20 protein-coding genes, 1 tRNA gene and 1 pseudogene are annotated in these 20,264 nt (G+C 60.3%); 12 read left to right on the plus strand and 10 right to left on the minus strand.

The window, feature by feature from the left end; genetic code table 11:
* Positions 1-69: 69 nt before the first annotated feature.
* The 5 genes from D002_RS0103190 to D002_RS0103210 all read right to left on the minus strand — a co-directional run bounded on the left by D002_RS0103190 (position 70) and on the right by D002_RS0103210 (position 4,519).
* Positions 70-1,266 carry an NAD(P)/FAD-dependent oxidoreductase gene (locus D002_RS0103190; RefSeq protein WP_026181481.1) on the minus strand — a complete coding sequence of 399 codons (1,197 nt, stop codon included), beginning with the start codon at positions 1,264-1,266 and terminating at the stop codon, positions 70-72.
* A 55-nt stretch (positions 1,267-1,321) separates the two neighbouring features.
* Positions 1,322-1,894 (minus strand): RDD family protein, encoded by a 573-nt coding sequence (locus D002_RS0103195; protein ID WP_018140469.1) that lies wholly within the window; start codon positions 1,892-1,894, stop codon positions 1,322-1,324.
* A 22-nt stretch (positions 1,895-1,916) separates the two neighbouring features.
* Positions 1,917-2,396: an SgcJ/EcaC family oxidoreductase gene (locus D002_RS0103200; protein ID WP_018140470.1), complete on the minus strand. Its 480-nt coding sequence runs from the start codon at positions 2,394-2,396 to the stop codon at positions 1,917-1,919.
* A 349-nt stretch (positions 2,397-2,745) separates the two neighbouring features.
* Complete coding sequence (locus D002_RS0103205; RefSeq protein ID WP_018140471.1) at positions 2,746-4,311, minus strand: phospholipase D family protein; 1,566 nt, start codon at positions 4,309-4,311, stop codon at positions 2,746-2,748.
* Between the two features lie 131 nt (positions 4,312-4,442).
* Positions 4,443-4,519: transfer RNA gene (locus D002_RS0103210), tRNA-Val, on the minus strand.
* A gap of 326 nt (positions 4,520-4,845) precedes the next feature.
* Between D002_RS0103210 and D002_RS0103215 the strand changes: the two genes are divergently transcribed.
* Positions 4,846-5,214, plus strand: coding sequence for a nucleotide pyrophosphohydrolase (locus tag D002_RS0103215; RefSeq protein WP_018140472.1), 369 nt, complete (start codon positions 4,846-4,848; stop codon positions 5,212-5,214).
* Positions 5,215-5,286: 72 nt separating this feature from the next.
* Here the strand turns inward: D002_RS0103215 and D002_RS0103220 are convergent, their stop codons facing one another.
* Positions 5,287-7,695: a DNA/RNA helicase domain-containing protein gene (locus D002_RS0103220; RefSeq protein ID WP_018140473.1), complete on the minus strand. Its 2,409-nt coding sequence runs from the start codon at positions 7,693-7,695 to the stop codon at positions 5,287-5,289.
* A gap of 388 nt (positions 7,696-8,083) precedes the next feature.
* On the opposite strand from D002_RS0103220, the gene D002_RS0103225 reads away from it, so the two are divergent.
* From D002_RS0103225 to D002_RS13690, 5 genes and pseudogenes are all read left to right on the plus strand, one after another.
* Positions 8,084-8,530, plus strand: a complete 447-nt coding sequence (locus D002_RS0103225; protein WP_018140474.1) for a hypothetical protein — start codon at positions 8,084-8,086, stop codon at positions 8,528-8,530.
* 86 nt (positions 8,531-8,616) lie between these two features.
* Positions 8,617-9,145: pseudogene (locus tag D002_RS13300) on the plus strand (class I SAM-dependent DNA methyltransferase); the annotation flags it as partial.
* 234 nt (positions 9,146-9,379) lie between these two features.
* Positions 9,380-10,618: a hypothetical protein gene (locus tag D002_RS13305; protein WP_081610805.1), complete on the plus strand. Its 1,239-nt coding sequence runs from the start codon at positions 9,380-9,382 to the stop codon at positions 10,616-10,618.
* A gap of 380 nt (positions 10,619-10,998) precedes the next feature.
* Entirely contained in the window at positions 10,999-12,051 is a 1,053-nt protein-coding gene (locus tag D002_RS0103235; RefSeq protein WP_018140477.1) for a lipase family protein, read from the plus strand.
* Positions 12,052-13,344: 1,293 nt separating this feature from the next.
* The gene (locus D002_RS13690; RefSeq protein ID WP_018874765.1) at positions 13,345-13,971 is read left to right on the plus strand and encodes a hypothetical protein; all 627 of its coding nucleotides are present in this window, start codon (positions 13,345-13,347) and stop codon (positions 13,969-13,971) included.
* Positions 13,972-14,458: 487 nt separating this feature from the next.
* Here the strand turns inward: D002_RS13690 and D002_RS0103245 are convergent, their stop codons facing one another.
* Together D002_RS0103245 and D002_RS13315 are read right to left on the minus strand one after the other, a co-directional pair.
* On the minus strand, positions 14,459-14,746 hold the full coding sequence (locus D002_RS0103245) for a HigA family addiction module antitoxin (protein WP_026181483.1): 288 nt from the start codon (positions 14,744-14,746) through the stop codon (positions 14,459-14,461).
* A gap of 10 nt (positions 14,747-14,756) precedes the next feature.
* Entirely contained in the window at positions 14,757-15,035 is a 279-nt protein-coding gene (locus D002_RS13315) for a type II toxin-antitoxin system RelE/ParE family toxin (RefSeq protein WP_081610807.1), read from the minus strand.
* A 373-nt stretch (positions 15,036-15,408) separates the two neighbouring features.
* Here D002_RS13315 and D002_RS0103250 point away from each other — a divergent pair, with 373 nt between their 5' ends.
* The 4 genes from D002_RS0103250 (at position 15,409) to D002_RS0103265 (ending at position 16,843) form a co-directional block, all read left to right on the plus strand.
* Entirely contained in the window at positions 15,409-15,651 is a 243-nt protein-coding gene (locus D002_RS0103250) for a type II toxin-antitoxin system Phd/YefM family antitoxin (RefSeq protein WP_018139194.1), read from the plus strand.
* The gene (locus D002_RS0103255; protein WP_018140480.1) at positions 15,648-15,911 is read left to right on the plus strand and encodes a Txe/YoeB family addiction module toxin; all 264 of its coding nucleotides are present in this window, start codon (positions 15,648-15,650) and stop codon (positions 15,909-15,911) included. The genes D002_RS0103250 and D002_RS0103255 overlap by 4 nt, the downstream gene beginning before the upstream one ends.
* A gap of 346 nt (positions 15,912-16,257) precedes the next feature.
* On the plus strand, positions 16,258-16,509 hold the full coding sequence (locus D002_RS0103260; protein ID WP_018140481.1) for a YlcI/YnfO family protein: 252 nt from the start codon (positions 16,258-16,260) through the stop codon (positions 16,507-16,509).
* A gap of 25 nt (positions 16,510-16,534) precedes the next feature.
* Positions 16,535-16,843, plus strand: coding sequence for a type II toxin-antitoxin system RelE/ParE family toxin (locus D002_RS0103265; RefSeq protein ID WP_018140482.1), 309 nt, complete (start codon positions 16,535-16,537; stop codon positions 16,841-16,843).
* A gap of 28 nt (positions 16,844-16,871) precedes the next feature.
* Here the strand turns inward: D002_RS0103265 and D002_RS0103270 are convergent, their stop codons facing one another.
* Entirely contained in the window at positions 16,872-17,564 is a 693-nt protein-coding gene (locus D002_RS0103270) for a transposase (RefSeq protein ID WP_026181484.1), read from the minus strand.
* A 95-nt stretch (positions 17,565-17,659) separates the two neighbouring features.
* A complete protein-coding gene (locus tag D002_RS0103275; protein ID WP_018140484.1) occupies positions 17,660-18,022 on the minus strand; it encodes a DUF1622 domain-containing protein in 363 nt (120 codons plus the stop codon).
* 325 nt (positions 18,023-18,347) lie between these two features.
* Between D002_RS0103275 and D002_RS0103280 the strand changes: the two genes are divergently transcribed.
* Positions 18,348-19,319: a DUF5996 family protein gene (locus D002_RS0103280; protein WP_018140485.1), complete on the plus strand. Its 972-nt coding sequence runs from the start codon at positions 18,348-18,350 to the stop codon at positions 19,317-19,319.
* 529 nt (positions 19,320-19,848) lie between these two features.
* Positions 19,849-20,256 carry an ATP-binding protein gene (locus D002_RS0103285; RefSeq protein ID WP_018140486.1) on the plus strand — a complete coding sequence of 136 codons (408 nt, stop codon included), beginning with the start codon at positions 19,849-19,851 and terminating at the stop codon, positions 20,254-20,256.
* The last annotated feature ends 8 nt before the right edge of the window (positions 20,257-20,264 follow it).

A 20,264-nucleotide genomic window follows, 5' to 3' on the forward strand; every position in this document is an offset into this window, starting at 1 on the left:
CAGTTTCCGGAAATGCACGAAAGGCCTTTGCGCCAGCGCTTGATCGGACTTACCAGCACTTGATTGGACTTAAACGTATTCGCCCGCCGCGTGCCCCGAGGCCCAGGCCCACTGGAAGTTGTGGCCCCCCAGATGCCCGGTCACATCCACCACCTCGCCAATGAAATACAACCCCGGCGCGCTGCGACATTCCATCGTCTTCGACGAGAGGGCATCGGTATCCACCCCGCCCAGCGTCACTTCCGCCGTGCGATAGCCCTCGGTACCCGCGGGCCAGACCGTCCACGGCTGGCAGGCGGCCACGACCTGATCAATATCGGCATTGCTCAATTGATCCAGCGGGCGATTCCCCACCCATAGCTCGCACCAGCGCTGCGCCACCCGGCGCGTCAGCTGCTCCCCCAGCACACTCTTGAGCTCCACCTTCGGACGTTGTTCGCGCAGCTCCCGCAGGTGCGCCGCCAGGTCCAGCTCCGGGAACAGGTCGATCTCCACCGGCTGCCCCTCCTCCCAGTAGGACGAGGCCTGCAGCACCGCCGGACCGCTGAGCCCGCGATGCGTAAACAGGATGTTCTCGCGAAACCCGGCCCCACCGGCACGGGTCATGGTGTCGAGCGAAACGCCCGACAGGCCCTCCAGTTCCTCCAGGGGCCGCCCGCTGAGGGTGAATGGCACCAGCGCCGGGCGCGTCGGTCGTACCGGGATGTTCTGCGAACGCGCAAGGTCCAGCCCAAAGCCGGTGGCCCCCATACGCGGGATGGAATAGCCACCCGTGGCGATTACCAGCGACTCGCAGCTCACCGGCTGCGAACCCGCCATCAATCGGTGCGGCGCACCCGGCTCCACCTGCGTCACCGCCGTATCCGTGCGCACCGTCACCCCGGCCGCCGCACACTCGTCCAGCAGCATGCGCACGATGTCCTTGGATGAGCCATCGCAAAACAGCTGGCCGAGCTTCTTCTCGTGGTAGGGGATCCCGTGTTTCTCCACCAGGGCGATGAAGTCCCACTGGGTGTAGCGGCTAAGCGCCGATTTTACGAAATGCGGATTCGCGGAGATGAAGTTCTCCGGCTCGCAGTACATGTTGGTGAAATTGCAGCGCCCACCGCCGGACATCAGGATCTTCTTGCCGACCCGGTTGGCATGCTCCAGCACCAGTACCCGACGCCCACGGGCCCCGGCAGTCAACGCGCACATCAGTCCTGCCGCGCCGCCGCCGACCACCACTACATCAAACGCCTCTACTGTATGCCCCGCCTCGCTCATGGCGGGCGATTCTACCCGAAGCGCTGGCGTCGCCCCCGAGCGGGCAACCGCGCGCTCAGCGCAGCCACTCCTTGCGCACCACTACCGTCTGCGCGATCAGGTCATGCAGGGCCTGCCGGCGCCGGGTAAAGGCCACCATGATGTACCCGATCATCAGGATGATGGCCGAAAGGATGGTGGCGAAGTGGCGCCCCGTTGCGCGCATGAACGAGATCCGCTCACCGTGGTAGTCGACGACCCGCAGCCCGAACACCAGCTTGCCCAGCGTCGCCTGATACTGCGAGCTATGCATGCCGGCCCAGTACAACCAGCCCACCACCACATTCACCAAAAACCAGGCCAGCTCCGCCGGCGGCATTGGGTCACCCGGCTCGCGTGGCACCATGGTCTCCGGGCTAATGACCAGCTGAGCGAGTACTTGTGGCACACCGATAATCACCGCATCCAGCAGGTACGCTCCCGCGCGCACCCAGAAGCCACCATAGGCATTGCGATCCTCTGGCGGGCCGGACGCCCCGACTTCCTCCTGTGGGACCGAGCGGGCCTCACCCGCATCCATCCGGCTACCACAGTGCTGGCAGTACCGGGCATCGTCCGGATTATCCTGACCGCATTCCCTGCAGTTCATCCACTACCTCCTTGTGCTGGATTCAGTACGGCGAAACAGCCGTGTTCTGGGCAAAGCGAATCTGCCAGCCGGCATCCGCGTCCTGCTCCAGAAGGAAACTCATACGGGTATGCAGGATGCCGTCACCCCCATCCGGCAACCCCTCGGGCATCGACTCGATGTTCGAGACCGCCAGCTTGGCCACCGCCAACGCGCGGTCGTCACCCAGCATTTCGATGTGCTCTACCGAAAGATCCAGTTCCGTACCTGCAAAAGGACCCGCAAACACCGAATCATGCCGCTGCGCATTCTCGTCGCGCCCCTCCAAGCGGCTTCCTGCCAGATTCACCACCACGGAATCTTCCTGGTAGTCGCGTGCCCAACCGGCGCCATCCGCAGCCGACCAGGCCGACTCCTTGGCCTTCAGCAGCTGCTCAATCGCCGCCTCATCCCCGGCTACAACCGAACCGGAAAATGCCATCAGCCCAACCATGCCGGTCAGAAACACCATCTTTCGCGTCATACCCAACCCTCAACCGTTAAACCAACCCCCTGTTTACAGGAGACCCCCACCCCACGCCAATCCACTCACCGCATCCGCCCCTTCCCGCTCTCCCTGCCTCCCCGTGAACCGCCCTTGACCTGGCCCCGCCTGCCCTCCTTCGCCTCTTCGTGCCCTTCGTGGTCAACAACCCGCCCTTGACCTTGACCTTACCTGCGCACGTCCTCGTGCCATTACCTTTGGGCCAATCCCATCAACCCCCTTCCCTACCTCCCTGTGAATTGCCCTTGAGCTGGCCCCGCCTGCCCTCCTTCGTCTCTTCGTGCCCTTCGTGGTCAAAACCCGCCCTTGACCTTGAATTAGCCCCGCCTTACAGCAACGGCTCCACCGGCAAAATCCGCGTCACGCCCGCAACAAAGCGCCGCCACAAACTGGCCTTCGGCTCGTAGCGGTACACGTTACCGTCAGCGTCCCGCCACTCCAGCCAGCCCATCTCATCGTGGCTCACGCGAAAAGCCACCTGCGGCCGAATCCCCTGTTGATGCAGAGCCACCAGCCGCTCGACCAGCACCGGATCGCGCAGGAACACACCGGACTCGCTATTGGTATGTGCCGAGCGCGGATCCAGATTGAACGACCCGACAAAGGCCTCCTCCCCATCAAACACCAGCAGCTTGGTGTGCAGGCTCGCCTGCACAGGCCCCCTGGGCGGGTCCCGTTCCAGGCGCGCCCAACGCGGCGGCCCGGTCGGGCGCAACTCGAACAGCTCCACCCCCGCCTCCAGCAGCGCATGCCGTCGGCTCGCATAGCCCGCATGGGTAAACGCCACATCGTTTGCCGCCAACGAGTTCGTCAACACCTGAACCCGGACACCGCCTTCACTCATCCGCGAGAGCTGCGCCGCCCCATCGCGTCCCGGCACAAAGTACGGCGACACAATCAGCAACTCCTCGCGCACGCCTTCAATGCGCTCACCCAGGGCATCCGCGACCCGCGAGCCGGTCCCACGTCCGCGCGCCTTGGCCTCATCGTCGACCACGAACTCCGCCGCGTCCGTCCACACATACGCGGCCGAATCCGTAACCGGCTGGGGCACAGGCTGACCGTTCAGGGGTTCCATCTGCATCAGAGGGTGGGTGTGATGCCGCGCCACCCAAGCGCGTAATTCACCATGCTGCCGGGCGAGCTGCTCGGGCGAACCCGACTCCCGTGCCACGCGGGCCACGTGCAGCGCACCCGGGCTATTCCAGAACTCCACAAACGAGTGCTCCACCTCCGCGACCAACGGCCCCACTAACACAAGGTCGAGATCCGCAAAGTTGTAGTCCGGGCTCGCTTCGAAGTACTCATCCCCCACATTGCGCCCCCCGGTGATCGCCAGGTGCCCATCCACCACCCACGCCTTGTTGTGCATCCGATGGTTCAAGTCGCTGCCGCGAAGAACAAACTCCGCACTCGCCCGCAGCAGCCCAGCACGCGTTCGGAACGGGTTAAAGATGCGCACCTCGATATTCGCGTGCTGATCCACCGCTGCCAGCAACGCGTCCCGCCCGCGGGCGTCGATATCATCCAGCAGTAGCGATACCTGTACCCCGCGATCGGCTGCCCCCAGCAACTCCCCCATCAACACACGCCCGGCCACATCGTCACGCCAGATATAGGACTGCACCTGAATCCGCTCGCGCGCCATTCGCACGCTCATCACCCGCCAGCGAAAGGCCTCCGTCCCGTCATCCAACAAGCGGAACCCGGTCTTGCCGTCCTCGCGGGCCGGCGCCAGTTCGCCCAGCCATTCGGCCAAAGGCCCCTGGCTTGCAGGCGGCTCCTGGGCCACGGGGACGCGGTCCGGCGCCGGCTGCAACGGCGCACAGCCGCCCGCCAGCACCACCAGAAGCAGCACCGCCACAACCCCAAAGCCCCTGTAGAGATCACGCATCAATCGCCAGCCGCAAACAAAGCCCCCCTAGCACGCCAGGCACAGCGTGCCGTTCCACCCGGTGCCTGTCCATTCCGGTGCCCAGAAACAAAAAAAGCGAGCCGGGCGGACCCGGACTCGCTTTTTAAATTTGGTAGGCGCGATTGGACTCGAACCAACGACCCCTACCATGTCAAGGTAGTGCTCTAACCAGCTGAGCTACGCGCCTGTCGTCTTCGAGCGGCGTATTGTACCGCCTCCCCGCCCCCTGTCAAAGCCCATCGCAACGCATCGCCTTCCAGCTTTCCCAGGGGCAACTCCGCGCCATGCCTTCCCCTGTGGGAGCCTGCTTGCAGGCGAAGCTCCAGCCAAACCCGGGCACAGGCAGGGGCTTCGCCTGCAAGCAGGCTCCCACAATTTGTGCCCCACCTCATCGTTATCCCGGCCGCGGCGCAGCGTAGAGCCGGGTATAAACGGCACCGCACAGCCGTGAATCAACAGGGGAGTGAATCCGTTAGGATGCCCGGACCAAGACCAACAGTCTGAGGAGCGAAGATGAACGCAGAATCGAACGGCACAAAGACCCTAGAAGAACTGGCTTCCCGGGTAGAGATGTTCGTCGAGGAGCGCGACTGGGCCCAGTTCCACTCGCCCAAGAACCTGTCGATGGCGCTCTCCGGCGAAGTTGGTGAACTGATTGAGCACTTCCAGTGGTTGACTCAGGAGCAGTCGCGGGAGTTGTCTGGCGAGGCATACGAGTCGGTTCGGCAAGAGATCGCCGATGTGCAGATCTATCTGCTACTCCTGGCGCGCAAGCTCGATATCGATCTCGTGCAAGCTGCCAGCGACAAGTTGGATATGAACGCGCGGAAGTATCCCGTGGAAAAGGCGCACGGCAACGCCCGCAAGTACTCGGAGCTTTAACACCCGTCACCGTAAGACACCAACACGGCTGAGGCGACCGCACGGCAAAATCAGCAGCCTGGGCGAAGTCCCTCAGCTATCGAGCTGACCGACGTACTCGCCCACGACCACGAGATCGGACAGCGCATCCTCTTCCAGCACAATCGGCTGATACCCCGGAAGACTGGACTCCGGCTTGAGGATGATCCGTGCGTGGCGCCACTCCGTATCCGGGTCGATGGTTTTCTCGCTGTGGTACCGCTTGATGGTGAAACTGGCGCCGGTGTCCGGATCATCGATGTCGCGATGCTGCACCAGTACGATCTTGCCCTCTCGGGTACCGCCCCCAGGCGGAGCGAACAGGCACCACGCCCCATCCGGAATCCGGCGGTTCATCGATTCACCGACCACTTGGGCGATAAACATGCCTGGCTTTGGTGCGATGAAGTCGGGCGGTGTCACCCAATCGAAGGCCTCCGGGTTCTGTTCAACGTTTTGCAGTTCGCTGAAGCCGCCCGCAGCCGCCTTGAACGAAACCACCGGCAGCGCATTCGCGAAAGGCTCGACCTCCTCCAATGCGAGTTTCGGAAACGGCAGCGTATCCGCATCGACGCTGTCGCTATCCGCCACATCAGGCTCTCCAACGTGTCGATGCACAAGCGCGCTGAAGTATTCATTGGTCTCCGGGTCCGCCGACCAGATCAAGCACCCCTTCATCCCGCGGCTCATCAGCGTGCGGTAGGTGTTCTTGATGATCTGGTCGGCCTTCTTGCGCGCGTGGTCCGGGTTTTCCTTCAGCGCCTTCTTGTAACCCTTGATCGAGGCATCGTTCTTTGAACGCGCCTCCGGAACCGTGATCACTTCGCCATCGCGTACGATCAGGTCCGGCCCGATGATCACGCCCACATAATCCAGCTCCAGCCCCTGGCTGGTATGGATACAGCCAATCTGGTGCACCGACTCCGGCTGGATCATCCAGGCGGAACCGTCCTTGTCCAGGTTCCACTGCATCGCGAAGTTGTGCTCCGCGAACCGGATATCCATCGCCTCCGCGTCCTTCTTGCTATCCCAGTCCCAGCAGTAGCCGGCCAGCAGCCGCGCCCGATTGGCCTCCACGTTCAGCGCGAAGATGCGATCACGCAGCTCGGTGGGCGACCCAACCACCTCGACCGAGTAATCCAAGTCGTCCAGGTTCTCGTTCGCGGTCTCCCGGATCTGCAGCGCCTGATCCAGCCAGGCCAGGTAGCCGTCAGAACCAGCGCAGCGAAACTGCGAGCGCAACTCGGCGTAGTGGATAGTCGCCCCGGCGGCCTTAGCCCACCGTTCGATCTCCTCGCGCGAGCCGATATCCTTCCAGTGGATCCGCTGCTCCTCGTCCAGGAAGAACACGGCCGTACGCGCGGCCCGGATGATCTCCTTGGCCTGGTTCTCCCCCAGGTTCTGATACATGCCGGACTTCTCGTTCAGGCGGTGGGCCTCGTCCACGATCAGGGTGTCGAACGTGTCCGCCTCCGTCTCGTGATAGGAACCGGAACCTCGGAACAGGTTGCTGATCCGAGTCTTCTTCATCGTGCCGGTCAGTCGAGCCTCGTATACCGCCCTGGGGGCTGCATTACGCGTCACGTACTGGGCCACCTTGCCCTGCCGGGTTAACTCCCCTAACAGGTTCACCGCCACGACCGACTTTCCGGTTCCTGGCCCGCCCTGCACGATGAACACCTGTTTGCCGTGCTCTTCGGCGATCGCGGAAAGGTTGAGCGCGCTCTCGAAAACCAGCTTCTGGTCATCGATCATCAGAAACTCGGCATTGCCCTGCAGCAACGAGGCCAGATGGTCCGCCAACGACTTCGACGGACGGATGCGGCCGTGCTCGACCCGATAGAGGATGTCGTTGGCATCCCCCTCACGCACATGCTGGCTCAGGAACCGGGCGAGCTTTTCGGTATCCGCCTTCAAGAAGGCCGGCGCGCGTTCCAGGTGCTCGTGATACCGCTCATCCCCGATCGCAGGCGACATGCTGTTGTGCAGGTAGGCGCAGGGATGCAAACCGATGTTGTCGGTCTGAACGGTTTCATTGTAGTCCTCCAGAAGCGCTGCATAGGACCACGCCTGGTAGGACGGATGGGTGACTTCGCGTTCTCGGCCACCGACGAAGGTACGCACAATCGCATCCTTCTCGGTCGCCTCCACATGCTCCCACTGCTTTAGCTCGACGATCACTGCAGTGTCATGCCCGTCGCTGTTGCGCCCGGTCAGGATGAAGTCCACCCGCTTCGAGGTCTGCGGGATCATGTATTCGATCGCCACGCCCGCATCATCCGGGATCCTGGACGCGCTGAGCACGTTTTCCATGTACTGCATGGAGTTGCGCCACGACGTGATCTCGTTGGGCGAGGGTTTGCCCTTCCCGCTACCCAGCATCCTTGCCAGAATGCGATCCTCGATCTCGTTGCCGCGCACATGCTCGATGAACCGGCGCTTGTCAGCCGTGTAGATCAGCATCCCGACGTTCCCTGCCCCCGCCTAAAACTCTGCCTGCTAGCGCGCACTACAACGCTCCTTGTCTGTTGCAGATGTAACCCGTTCGGAGACAACGGCATAGCCGCCCCACCAGTCCCTGCGCTCTCCCTCGTCACCCGCATCCCTTGGTATGAACGCCTTCACTACCCAGCATCCTAGCGAACTCCGCCCTGCTCCAGTAATCGCGGCTACCCCTGCGTACACGCGCCATTCGCTCAATATTGGTATGGTCTCCCCGAAGGAGCTCACGAACAACTGGATAAACAACGAGAGAGCTGCACGGATGGGGCTATCAGACCGAGATTACGACCGTGACGGGCCGCCCCGTCGTAAACGGGGACGACAACCGCGTCACTCGGACGAGCCAACGATGGACCGGAGCACCAAGCAACTGCTTATGGTCGTCCTGATCCTCGCGCTCATCCTTGCCCTAGCCTACCTGTTGCACTACCACATGCAGATCCGGGCCGTGAACAACCTGCTCGAGCGGCTAGGAGTGGTCCAGTCCGAAGCGACCGAGCAGCTCGTGAAACCGGCTCTGGAAGGCCTGCGCGGCCAACAGGAACGCCTCGAGCGACAACAACGGCGGGAAGAAGCAATCCGTCAGCGTGAAGCTGCGGAGGCCCAAAGGGAACGCGCCTTTGAACGCGCGTTCATCGCCCAGTATGACGTCCCGGAAGGCTGCGACAGCTGGGACTCCGAAGCGCAAATGGTCGAGTGCACCAACCACCGTATCCGCGCGCGCCGCGAGTTCCGTGCCGAATTCCTCCGCGAACCCGCGCCCAACCAGCTCCTGCTGGAGGGCACCCGGCAATGACGGCGCAGAAATCCACCCGCCTGATGCCCTCGAACACTCCGCGTCACCCAAGCGACCGGCACGGCCTGAAATCGGTGTCATCCACCGAACCCGACCTCGTCTCCCTGCTGCGCGAACTGCACGACGACCTCGACCGCGCCGTCTTCGACGCCTACGGCTGGAACGACCTCGCCGACCGCCTCGTCGGCCGCCCCGGCGCCACCACCCCGCTGCCGGACAAACCCGCCGACCAGGCCGAAGCCGAAGAAGAACTCCTCAGCCGCCTCGTCGCGCTCAACGCCGAACGCGCCGCCGAAGAAGCCCAGGGCCACATCCGTTGGCTCCGCCCCGACTACCAGGCCCTCGAAGCCACCCAGACCACCGCGACACTGGAAGCCAAGCCCGAGGCCGCCGCCGAGACCCCCAATCGAACCTGCAAAAAAGCCCATCTAGCCCAAATCCATGCCCGACCGGGTCGAAGTCGATTGCCGCCTCCTCGCGATCGTCCCCCAGACCCCGGAAGCTCTGGCCAGCCACTTCAAGCGGAAACCAACCAAGTCGATCACCCAGGTCCTCGCCGCCCTACAAATCCTAGGCCAGGCCACAACAGACAACGACCACTGGCGCCTGATATGACAAACCACCCACAGCATCAAGAGTCCATCGCCCGGCCATGTTCCCAAACCTCATCGACAGCAGCGGGAGATAACACGGTGCTCAAAACCGCCCCCGCGACACATCTGATTGATTCACGGCCGCTTCCTGATCCCACGCGCCCGACTCAATATCCAATTAAACACGCGCGCACGTTCATCCGATATCCGCGCGCACTATCCAATCACTGTTAGCTGTAAAAGGAACGGAGAGAATATGAGGCGCGGCTACGGAAAAATAGCAATTTTCGCTGAAAAAGACTTGGGAGATTACTTGGAGGGGAGAAAATCCTCAGTAATTCATTCCATCGAAAATGAACAGGATGACTACCTTCTTAATGTGAATGAATCCGACTATGTAAGGTACAAGGTAGATGAGGCGCTGGTTGACCCTTTAGAGATTCATGTAGACCAGATTTATGCTTCGTCATCGGAGCAAATGATTCCAGCTGAGTATTTTCCTCAATCGTTCCATGTTTGCTCAGGAAAAAGCTATAAGAAAGACGTTATTAAGTTCCACATTCCGTTTAGCGGCAACCCAGACCTGCTTAGATGCGTTCCTAGTACACGAGTCTTATGGTCGATGGATGTGGAGATTTCAGGTAACGAATTTTCATTTGAAATAATAAATTTTAGTGATAATGCCGAAAGCATAGGCCGAGATAAAGATTCAAACATGCGAAGCATTATGCAGCAACTTGGGAACGTTTCCTCAGAAGTAGAGCGTTATAACTCAGGCTTGCATTCACAAATTAAGCAAGCGTTTGAAGCGAGAAAGCAGAGAATCCTGGCAAAAAGTAATGTGCTGGCTTCTTTAGGTGTGCCTATTAAAAAGGCTGGCAATGTTTCTCCAACATTTTCTGTTCCCACACCGCAAAAGCGGAAGAAAGTCACTTTCAGTCGCCCTGCTGTAGCTGAGACTGGCTACAAGCCTGAGCCAAGCCTTGACCAATCGGCATATACAGACATACTTCGACTAATTCATGATGTTGGAAAAGAGTTTGAACGTCTCCCGAGCCTCTACGCGGGAAAAGAAGAAGAGCATTTAAGGGATCACTTTCTTATGATGCTTGAGCCCAATTTTGAGGGGTCTGCTACAGGTGAAACATTTAATAAAACAGGGAAAACTGACATCCTTCTGCGTTACGAAGGTAAAAACGTGTTTATTGCGGAGTGCAAATTTTGGCGAGGACAAAAGAATTTCTTAGATACAATCACCCAGCTACTCGGATATTTGACGTGGAGAGACTCTAAAGCTGCAGTGATTATGTTTGTACCAAATAAAGATTTTACGTCCGCCCTTGAAACCGCAAAGCACGTCATCAGTGAGCACCAAAATTACATCGAGTATAAAGATCAGATTGATGAGACCTGGCTAAACTACTCATTTCACCTAAATGGTGACAGAAATAGGGCGGTAAGTATCGCTGTCATGTTGTATCACACGCCAAGATAGGCAGCTAACTGAAAAACGGGGACAGATTTATTTTTCCCGAAGGCCATGACGGGGTCGGACCACGGTAACGCACTGTCGAGACTGCGCGGAAAACGGGGACAGATTTATTTTTCCGCGGCCAGAACGTCATCCCGGCCGGAGCGAAGCGGAGAATCGAGACTGCATAACGGGGACGGACCACGGTAGCCATCTGTATTGCAGACGATTAACGCCCCCTGAAGGCTGGGGCTTTGGGGTCAGACCTTGCTTCTTGCTCCCTAGCTGGCAGGTCTCGCCTGATTGCATTCCGCGAGAAGGCTGGTCTGATCCTCTGGCGCCACGCGTCTGATGTCTGCGCGCACCTTCTCAACGGACACGAGATCACAGGAGCTGACACCGATATGGACATCCAACACCTGCCATTCCCCGACCCCGCCGAGTTCGGCGATTACGACACTGACCTGGCTAGCTGCATGGCCGCCCACTCCGCTCTCGTTTACAAGGGCCACCGGGAGATCGCCACAACCCTCACGGCCGCCGGTTACGACCGGGTCGTCATCTTCCGCGACGGCGGCACCAACGCTTATCTGGCGCGCTGCAGTCCAACCCCGGAGGAGCGCGGCCGCCGCTGGGTGTTGGCGTGGCGGGGCACCGAAGCGGATTACCAGGACATCATCGCCGATGTCACGTTCCTCAAGCGCACCTCCGACTACCGCAATAAGTGGCGGGTCCACGGTGGCTTCCTGACCGCCCTTCAGGGCGTCTGGGGCTCCTGGTGGGAACCGGACCTGCCAGACGAGGCGGACGGCGCCCTGGTGACGCGCGTCGGCTCGGAGGGGGTCACGGAGATCATCGCCAGCGAGGTCGACGCACAGGACCGCCTCGTGGTCACTGGACACAGCCTCGGCGGTGCGCTGGCACAGCTTGCCGCGTTCTACCTCCACCGCGACGTGTTTCCCGACCGTGACCAGCTCGCGGCCGTCTACACCTTCGGCTCCCCCAGGGTGTTCGGAGCCGACCAGGCCAAGCACTTGGAGAGCGCGTCGCCCTACCCCCATTTCCGGATCGTCAACGGCGCGGACTTGGTGCCCCGGGTGCCGCCAATGGCGCTCAATTTCCGACACACCGGGCGCAACGTGTACATCGAGCGCAGCGGCGGCATCCGCAAGGACCCGTCTTGGTGGTGCGTCTTCAAGGATGTCGGCTGGCGCCAGGCAGTGCTGGTAGTCCTCACACTGCTGCTGGTATGGGGCGGGTTCGCCTGGCTTGAGTCGGCCGATCTGATGGCGTCGTCATGGCCCCTGCGAGGCGCCGTCATGGCCGTGCTCGCCGGTGGAGCGGTGCTCTTGCTGCCGAAACTGTTGCGACTTCTTCCCGGCACGGCCCGCTGGCGCTTGGTCAGCGACCATTTCATGGAGGCGTATGCGACCGGGGTGAAGCAGGGGCGGTCCTGAACGTCGCGAGACGATGAGGAGTGTCAGGTAAGCCTTATCTCCGGGCAGCTCTGCGTGATCCCGTCTGCGCAGATAGACTGACAAAACGCCGATGACGGGGTCGGACCACGGAAAAGGAAATGATGGGCTGAGACAACGGGGTCGGACCACGGTAACGCAAACCGTACAAGGCCTAACCAGCGCAGGCGCGCCGACGCCCTTTCTATTGCGCCTTCGGCTCCGATCCAAGGGCGCGCGTGCTGCAAACCTTGAGCAGTAGAAGAAGCCTCTGGGGGCTCACATGCCTTTGATCGATACCTACCGAAACGCGCTCCAGCGGAACCGCGAAGAGCTGGCGAAGCTATCTGCTGACAAAGCGAAACTTCAGAAGAAGTTGGCCGACTATACTGGAAAGGCTCAAAAGGCATCCGAAGCCGCCAGTCGATCAAACAATTCTTCCACGATAGGTAGCAAGTTGCGCGAAGCGGCTAGGCACGAAAAGAATGCAAGCCAAGAAGCTGACAATCTGGCTAAGCTGAGAAACTCGGGGGTCAGACCTTGCCTTTTGACCCCGCATCAAGGGAGAGGCAAAAGGCAAGGTCGAGGAAAAACAAAAAAAGGGGACAGATTTATTTTTCCCGAAGGCCATGACGGGGTCGGACCACGGTAACGCACTGTCGAGACTGTACGACTCAACTCAGGAGATTCGATGATTCTTAAGGAGAAGGACGGCCCGAGCGGCCAGGATGAACGCTCAAAGGCCGGGCACCAGCAGGAACAGGACGGGGCTTTGGGGTCAGACCTTGCCTTTTGCCCTTGCGCTCACTGCTGTCCCACTTACGCGGTCCTCAGTCGCAGCCCCAGCATAACGGGGTCGAACCACGGTAACCATCTGTATTGCAGACGATTAACGTCCCCTGAAGGCTTGTTCAACGCCTTAAAGCGCCCATTTCGACGCTGAAATCGGCCGCCAGCGCCAATTGATGGGGTCGGACCACGGTAACCATCTGTAGTGCAGACGAGTAACGTCCCCTGAAGGCTTGTTCAACGCCTTAAAGCGCCCATTTCGACGCTGAAATCGGCCGCCGGGGGCGCCTGGCGGAGATCGTGTAAGGCGACGACGGAGAGGCTGCCATACTGAACCGGATCAAGATGTTGAACAGGGGGCATGATGGGTGAAGTGAATATGTGGATGGTGCGTGCGGGCCAGGGAGTAAAAGGGGTTCAGGGTCAGACCTTGCCTTTTGCTCCCGTATCGAGGGGGAGGATAATGGCAAGGTCCGCCCCCCCACGATTCACAGTTGAGGTAAGTCGATGAGTGAGATCATATCTGTATGGGTGCCTGTGGGGAGGGATCTGGTGTTGGCTCTGTCAGCGGGGCTTACGACTGTTGCGGCGTGGATCGGGCTTTGGACATGGAAACGTGAACTTGCAGGAAAGGAGCAATTTCATGCTGCCAGGAGTCTTCTGAAATGTAGTCACCGGCTTTGGAGAGCCTGCGCGGAACTTAGTAAAGAGGTTAGGTCCGCGGAGCTTCAAAAAGTAGTAATAGAATTTGAAGATGGGCTTTCGGAGCGAGAGAAGACGGTGATAGCGGCAGCGGACGTGTACCTAAGGAGAGCCGCTGAGGCTCGAAGAGAGTGGGAGGAGTACAAGGAGGCCCGCCTTGAAGCTGGCGTTGTTATGGGGGTCTGGGTATATGAGGTCTTTCTTCCCTTTGACGAGAAGGTAGGGGAGGCACTCGATCAAGCTGCTGAGCGTCTGGGCGTGGGTTCAGTCGAGGATCGTGTTTCGCTGTTATTGTCGAGAATAGATAAATCGGAAAATTGCATGTCGCATGACTTAGCGGTAGACGACGAAATTTCGAAAGAGCTCCGCAAGACGTGGGTGGCTGCTGAGAAGCAACTTCGAGAAGCCTTGGGTCGGTCAAAGCATTCTTGATTTGATCGGTTCTCTGGGGGACACCTAGGGCCGGCGGGACAGATTCATGACGGGGTCGAACCACGGCAACCATCTGGATTGCATACGATTAACGTTACCTGAAGGCTTCTTCACTGCGTTAAAGTACCCATTTAGTCGTTGAAAATGGCCGCTGAGGGCGCCTGGCGGGAATCGAGTAAGGCGACCGCGGAGCAATGCATAGAAGGCGAAAACCGGGGACCGAAAACCGGGGACAGATTTATTTTCTCATCGAAACGGGGACAATCGAAACGGGGACGACAATCGAAACGGGGACAGATTTATTTTTCCGCGGCCAAAACGTCATCTCGGCAGGAGCGAAGCGGAGAATCGAGATTGCTGACGCTAACGCCTACCCCGCCGGCCGAGATCCCGGATTACCGCTTTGCGGTTTCCGGGATGACCATGGGTTGCATCGGGGGCATGCCCTGCATGGGTACGGCCATTGGGCCAGGGAGAAGAGCGGGATTTATGCGGCTACGAGCCTCTTTACCTTGAGGTCTTTCCGATGCTGCTCCGCATGCCAGAGCTCATATTGAGACTGCTGGTTCAGCCAGCTTTCCGCCGAGGTGTCGAACGCGATGGAAAGGCGGATGGCCATTTCAGGGCTGATCCCAGCTTTGCCGTTAAGTACGGCGCTCAGGGTTTTTCGGCTTACGCCCAGGGCTTCTGCCGCTTCGGTCACGGACAGCCCAAGGGGATCGAGGCAAAGCTCGCGCAATACTTCACCTGGATGGGGGGGGTTGTACATCAACATCGGCGCCACCTCAGTGGTAATCCTCGTAATCGACGATTTCGGCATCTCCATCCTTGAAGCGGAACGTCACTCTCCAGTTGTCACTGACAGCGACGGACCAGATTCCGGCACGTGCGCCCGTGAGTTCGTGTAGCCGCAGGCCGGGCAGGTCCATATCTGCGGGCTGTGACGCTGCATGGAGTCGGCCCAGAATGAGTCGAAGCCTTTTTGCGTGCACCGCCTGAATCCCCGCAGTACTGCCCGAGTCGAAAAACTTCGCCAATCCCTTGTGCTTGAAGCTTCGAATCATTCAGCGAATGTAACGCGTAACGTAACAGGTAACAATTACGCCTGAAAGAATACAGGCCATGAATCAGAGAAAGAGGACACCCATCTTTTCCCTCCCAGCTTCTCCCTGGCGGCAAACGGTCATCCCGGCCGGAGCGAGGCGGGGAATCGAGATTGCTGACGCTAACGCCTGCCCCGCCGGCCGAGATCCCGGATAACCGGCGCGCGGTTTCCGGGATGACCTTCCAGGCTGGGCGGAAGGATAATTCCTGGAACGATCCGACCCGTTGCCGCAGTTTCTGCGGTGTCTTGCAGTGATCGGATACCCGTACGGTTTACGGGACGTACGCCAAAGCGTACTCTTGGTCGAAGCCCACACACTTGCGAGGTGCGCCATGACGGGAATTACGGCTACAGAGGCGCGCAGCAACCTCTACCGGCTGATCGACGAAACGGCGGAATCCCATGAGCCGATTGTGATCACCGGCAAGCGGAACAACGCGGTCCTGCTATCCGAGTCGGACTGGTCGGCCATTCAGGAAACCCTGTACCTGCTATCGGTGCCGGGTATGCGCGAGTCGATCCGCGAGGGCATGGATACTCCGGCGGATGAATGCCACGAGGAGCTGGATTGGTGACATGGAAGTTGGTCTACACCCGACAGGCTCAGAAGGATGCGAAGAAGCTGGCGGCCAGCGGCCTGAAGCCGAAGGCACAGGAGCTGCTGACGTTGATCGCGGAAGATCCGTATCGAAAGCCCCCACCGTTCGAGAAGCTGGTGGGTGATCTCTCCGGCGCGTACTCGCGGCGCATCAATATTCAGCACCGGCTTGTGTACCAGGTTCTTGAAGACGAGAAAGTGGTCAAAGTGATTCGTTTATGGAGCCACTACGAGTAACCCCCGGCTACACGATCCCGTGGAGACGCGGAAACGGGGACAGATTGATTTTTCCGCTTGATTTTTCCGCGGCCAGAACGTCATCTCCGCCGGAGCGAGGCGGAGAACCGAGATCGCTGATACTAACGCCTGCCCCGCCGGACGCCTTCTGGACGAGGGGTGTGTCAACGTCTGGCTTTGGTGGGAGTGCTTCCACGGGGGTCGGGTTTTTCAGGGAGTAATGGACCTTCACGGCACCCTGGATACTCTCAGTGAACCAGGGAGACGAATGGCGAGGACTGGCCCGCTGATGCGCGCTGTATTGCATTTGCGATACACTACGTGAAGGTCCTTGCGGAGACGCGGCATGAAAAACACAACGTTACCGGCCCTGCGGGTCAGCGGTGGTTTTCGGCATCAGGTGGAGCAGGCCCTTGGCGAGGGAGAAACGCTGTCAGCCTTTATCGAGGATGCCGTTCGCCACGAGATTGACCGCCGACAAGCCCGGGCCGAGTTCCTGGCGCGTGGTCTGGAATCCGCGCGCAGTGCCCGGGAAGCGGATGAGTACTTCCCGGCCCAATCGGTGCTTGACGATCTCGACCGCCTGTTAAGTAAGTAGTAGCCGCCCCACTGGAGTCTCAAGGATGAGTTACTCGGTACGATTTACAGCGCAGGCGCGCGGAGATCTCCTGCGGCTCGTCGCGTTCCTCTCGGAGAGGGACCCGGCGGCCGCGGCCCATGCCCGAACCGCCATCGGCGAGGCGGTGTCGCTACTGGAGCGCTTCCCGCTGAGCTGCCGCATGCCCGACGCCTCCCGCCCCCGCATCCGCGAACTCCTGATCCCGTTTGGGCGCTCGGGTTATGTTGCCCTGTTCGAGATCGACGATGCCGAGACGGTCACCCTGCTGGCGTTTCGGCACCAGCGCGAGGACGACTATTTCGGCGCCGAATGACGGGGAAAAACGGGGACAGATTTATTTCTCATGCCCGACGTGACGGGGGACGGCCTGGACGGCGCCGCTCAATGCGACAGCCGATGACCTGCTCCACCTCATCCACAAAACGCTGGTTGCCGGTGAGTTGGCCGCGCTGCAGCGCCTCGCGCATCAGCGACAGCTCCTGCTCCGGAACGCCCTGCTCCACGAACCGCGCATACCGGACACGTCGTTCGGCATTGTCATCCGCGAGCTCGCAATACGCCGGGTCGAGATCGATCCAGCACTCCGCCTCACCCATGCGCTGGCGGAAGCTGGACCAGGGGTACTCTCCGGCGGCCGGCACCATTTGCGCTCGTACGGGGTTCAACTCGATGTAGCGCGTACAAGCCAGAAGATACGTCTCTGTCTGCACCGGGCTGGACTTGTAGCGCCCTTCCCACAACGTACCGGAGCGGCCTTCCAGTCGATTGCGATACCGCGTGGCACGCGCCGCCAATGCCTTCATCAAGCGGCCCATTGCAGCCACTTCTTCGCCTGGCCCCAGCAACAGGTGCACGTGGTTGGTCATCAGGCAGTACGCGTACACCCGAATGTCCAGCGCACTACTCAGTTCGCGCAGGTCTTCCAGGTACCGCTCGTAATCCACGTCCTCCGCAAACACGATCTGCCGATTGTGCCCTCGCTGCACCACATGGTGCGGCATATGCGGCAACACCACTCGCGCCATCCTTGGCATATCTCTCCTCCTGCATCACCGCCGCATCCTCGCGGCCGAAAATAAATCTGTCCCCGTTTAACTCCGCCGGACATTGGCCCACCGCTGCGAGTTGGTCAGGCCTTGCTATCGTCCTCCGACTGGGTCCACGGGAGACGGCCCTCGATCTCCAGGTGCAGGGCAAACACTAGCAGTGTGCGTATGAGAATAATCAGGGCCAGCATGAGTACGTTTTCCATGGAGTACTCGATCGCTACGGTCATGATGATGTCGGCCGCGACCAGGAACTCCAGTCCGAGAATCAGGCCGCGCACGCTGCGACGGCGATAATCGACGTAGGCCTCGTGTGTGCTCATGCGGCGCATGTTCACCAGCCAAACCACCGTTGCCAGCACGAATCCACCTATGATCACGGCGATGCCGACTGCTTCGAGCCCTAGTACCAGTGCATTGGCGATCTGAAGTAAGACATCGGTCATGTCCGCATCCTTTTCTGGTCAGCGATTTGCGGCAAGTCTACTGCCGGCTGTTGGTCGTCGCCCAATGTTGACCCGCCAGGAGTCTGTCGGGCCTGTGAGGGCTCCGGGGTCTACCTTTGGATTTCGCAGGCCATGCAGCTCATATTTGACGGCCTCGAAAAAAGCGGCCTGCTGGGCAGAACACCAGCGTCGTACGCGGCCGGGATCACAAGCGAGACGTCCGACAGCAAGCCCTTCGCTGCGGTCTACACTCCTCAGGGTGGCCTCGTGGGTTCCTCGAGACTGGTGGGCGAACCCTTTTTCCAGCGCTTTCGCTCGATTCGCAATGGCCCCGAATCTGCCCCCGGAGGATCTCATGCCCGCCCGCTCGCAGAATGGACATACCCACTGGCCCGAACTCCCACCCCTTGATCAGTGGGAGGACACATGCACCACGGTCCACATGTGGACACAGATTGTTGGCAAGATCCGCCTCGAACTGGGGCCCTGGGTGAATCACTCTTGGGGCTCCACGCTGTATGCCACCAGCACCGGGCTGACGACATCGCCGATTCCCTACCAGGGGTGGACCTTCACCATTGACTTCGATTTCGTCGCGCACCAGCTGGTGATCGCCACATCGAGCGGCCGCAAGGTGCTCTTTGGACTGGAACCAATGAGCGTTGCCGATTTCCACGAAAAGCTCTTTGATGCACTTACGTTCCTCGGCATTCACGTACGCATCCTCGCGCGCCCGGTGGAGGTACCAGAAGCCATCCCCTTTGCCAGGAACACGCGAAACCGCAGCTACGATCGGCATGCCATCCACGCTTTCTGGCAGGCACTGGTACAGGCGCACAGGGTTTTCTCGGAGTTCCGCGCGGGATTTCTGGGAAAGTGCGGCCCCGTGCACTTTTTTTGGGGTGCGTTCGACCTGGCCGTCACACGCTTTTCCGGCCGCGAGGCGCCGACGCATCCCGGCGGCGTCCCCAACTGTGCCGACTGGGTAATGGAAGAGGCTTATTCCCATGAGCTGGCCAGCGCCGGCTTCTGGCCCGGCACGGGCCTGGGTGAAGCGGCCTTCTATGCGTACGCCTACCCGGAACCGGAGGGGTATCGCGAGGCCGTTTTCCAGCCCGCCGCGGCGCGGTTCCACGAAGGCCTCGGGGAATACATCCTGCCCTTCGATGTGGTTCGAGCGTCGACCGATCCCGATGCTGTGTTGCTGAGTTTTCTGCAGAGCACCTACCAGGCGGCTGCCGACAAGGGCGGCTGGGACCGCGGAGCCCTCGAGTTCGTCCAGCCCAACCCAAGGTAGCGACAGAACTCCGAGGAAGAGGACGCCCATCTTCCCCCATCTTCCCCCATCTTCCTTCGGGTGCCACGCCGTCATCCCGACCGCCGCAAAGCGCAGAGCCGGGATCTCTAACGGCCGCGCCTGCCCCTACGCCCGAGATCCCGGAGCACCGCTGGGCGGTTTCCGGGGATGATCGCGCATTCAGAACACCGAAAGCCCTGTAGGAACTTGCCTTTTGCCCATGGAGTCAGCGCATGTCGTTTGCCGGTGCCTCGGCCAGAGGGCCGGCCTGAACCTATCGAATACGCGCCGCGTTATGGTCGCTATCTCTGCGAGTAGTCCTATCAATGGACCGAATGTACGGGAAGGCGACAGGAGAGATTGGCATCGTCACAGCATTCGGATGTCACCCGACCGGCCCATGCGCATGTGTCGGCGACCCGAGTGTTATACCCTGCGCCTGTAAAGGTAAGCGCTGCGTCCGAGAAGGCTACGCGGGCTCCGGCGGTCTATTGGGTACGAATGCGAGTAAGCGGAGGCCAGTGACGGCGTGCGGTGCAGTCTCGATATTGGGAACGAACTGACGGAGATCCCTCGACTCGCTGATGAAGTCGAGGCGTTCTGCGAGCGCGCCGGCATGGAAGCCAACACGGTGAATCTCGCGCTCGATGAATGGATTACCAATCTCGTGTCCTACGCCTTCGATGACGGCGGCGAGCACCGGATTGGTGTGGAACTCGAGGCGGACACCGAAGGCCTGACAGTCGTGGTAACCGATGACGGCCACTCCTTTCATCCGCTAGACGACGCACCGGAGGTCTCCCTGGAGGGAGGCGTCGAGGACCGCGCGGTCGGAGGCCTGGGGCTGTATTTCATCCGAACGCTGATGGACGATATTCAGTACGACAGTGCCGACGGAGTGAATCGCCTTCGACTGCGACGTCTCAAGCGCAAGTGACAACGAAC

Origin of the sequence: Thioalkalivibrio sp. ALJ7 (assembly GCF_000376865.1) — a bacterium.
GTDB lineage: Bacteria > Pseudomonadota > Gammaproteobacteria > Ectothiorhodospirales > Ectothiorhodospiraceae > Thioalkalivibrio.

Coding starts and splice junctions, on each gene's coding strand:
- D002_RS0103190 (WP_026181481.1), bottom strand. CDS start 1,266: ATGAGCGAGGCGGGGCATACAGTAGAGGCGTTTGATGTAGTGGTGGTC.
- D002_RS0103195 (WP_018140469.1), bottom strand. CDS start 1,894: ATGAACTGCAGGGAATGCGGTCAGGATAATCCGGACGATGCCCGGTAC.
- D002_RS0103200 (WP_018140470.1), bottom strand. CDS start 2,396: ATGACGCGAAAGATGGTGTTTCTGACCGGCATGGTTGGGCTGATGGCA.
- D002_RS0103205 (WP_018140471.1), bottom strand. CDS start 4,311: ATGCGTGATCTCTACAGGGGCTTTGGGGTTGTGGCGGTGCTGCTTCTG.
- D002_RS0103215 (WP_018140472.1), top strand. CDS start 4,846: ATGAACGCAGAATCGAACGGCACAAAGACCCTAGAAGAACTGGCTTCC.
- D002_RS0103220 (WP_018140473.1), bottom strand. CDS start 7,695: ATGCTGATCTACACGGCTGACAAGCGCCGGTTCATCGAGCATGTGCGC.
- D002_RS0103225 (WP_018140474.1), top strand. CDS start 8,084: ATGGACCGGAGCACCAAGCAACTGCTTATGGTCGTCCTGATCCTCGCG.
- D002_RS13305 (WP_081610805.1), top strand. CDS start 9,380: ATGAGGCGCGGCTACGGAAAAATAGCAATTTTCGCTGAAAAAGACTTG.
- D002_RS0103235 (WP_018140477.1), top strand. CDS start 10,999: ATGGACATCCAACACCTGCCATTCCCCGACCCCGCCGAGTTCGGCGAT.
- D002_RS13690 (WP_018874765.1), top strand. CDS start 13,345: ATGAGTGAGATCATATCTGTATGGGTGCCTGTGGGGAGGGATCTGGTG.
- D002_RS0103245 (WP_026181483.1), bottom strand. CDS start 14,746: ATGTTGATGTACAACCCCCCCCATCCAGGTGAAGTATTGCGCGAGCTT.
- D002_RS13315 (WP_081610807.1), bottom strand. CDS start 15,035: ATGATTCGAAGCTTCAAGCACAAGGGATTGGCGAAGTTTTTCGACTCG.
- D002_RS0103250 (WP_018139194.1), top strand. CDS start 15,409: ATGACGGGAATTACGGCTACAGAGGCGCGCAGCAACCTCTACCGGCTG.
- D002_RS0103260 (WP_018140481.1), top strand. CDS start 16,258: ATGAAAAACACAACGTTACCGGCCCTGCGGGTCAGCGGTGGTTTTCGG.
- D002_RS0103265 (WP_018140482.1), top strand. CDS start 16,535: ATGAGTTACTCGGTACGATTTACAGCGCAGGCGCGCGGAGATCTCCTG.
- D002_RS0103270 (WP_026181484.1), bottom strand. CDS start 17,564: ATGCCAAGGATGGCGCGAGTGGTGTTGCCGCATATGCCGCACCATGTG.
- D002_RS0103275 (WP_018140484.1), bottom strand. CDS start 18,022: ATGACCGATGTCTTACTTCAGATCGCCAATGCACTGGTACTAGGGCTC.
- D002_RS0103280 (WP_018140485.1), top strand. CDS start 18,348: ATGGCCCCGAATCTGCCCCCGGAGGATCTCATGCCCGCCCGCTCGCAG.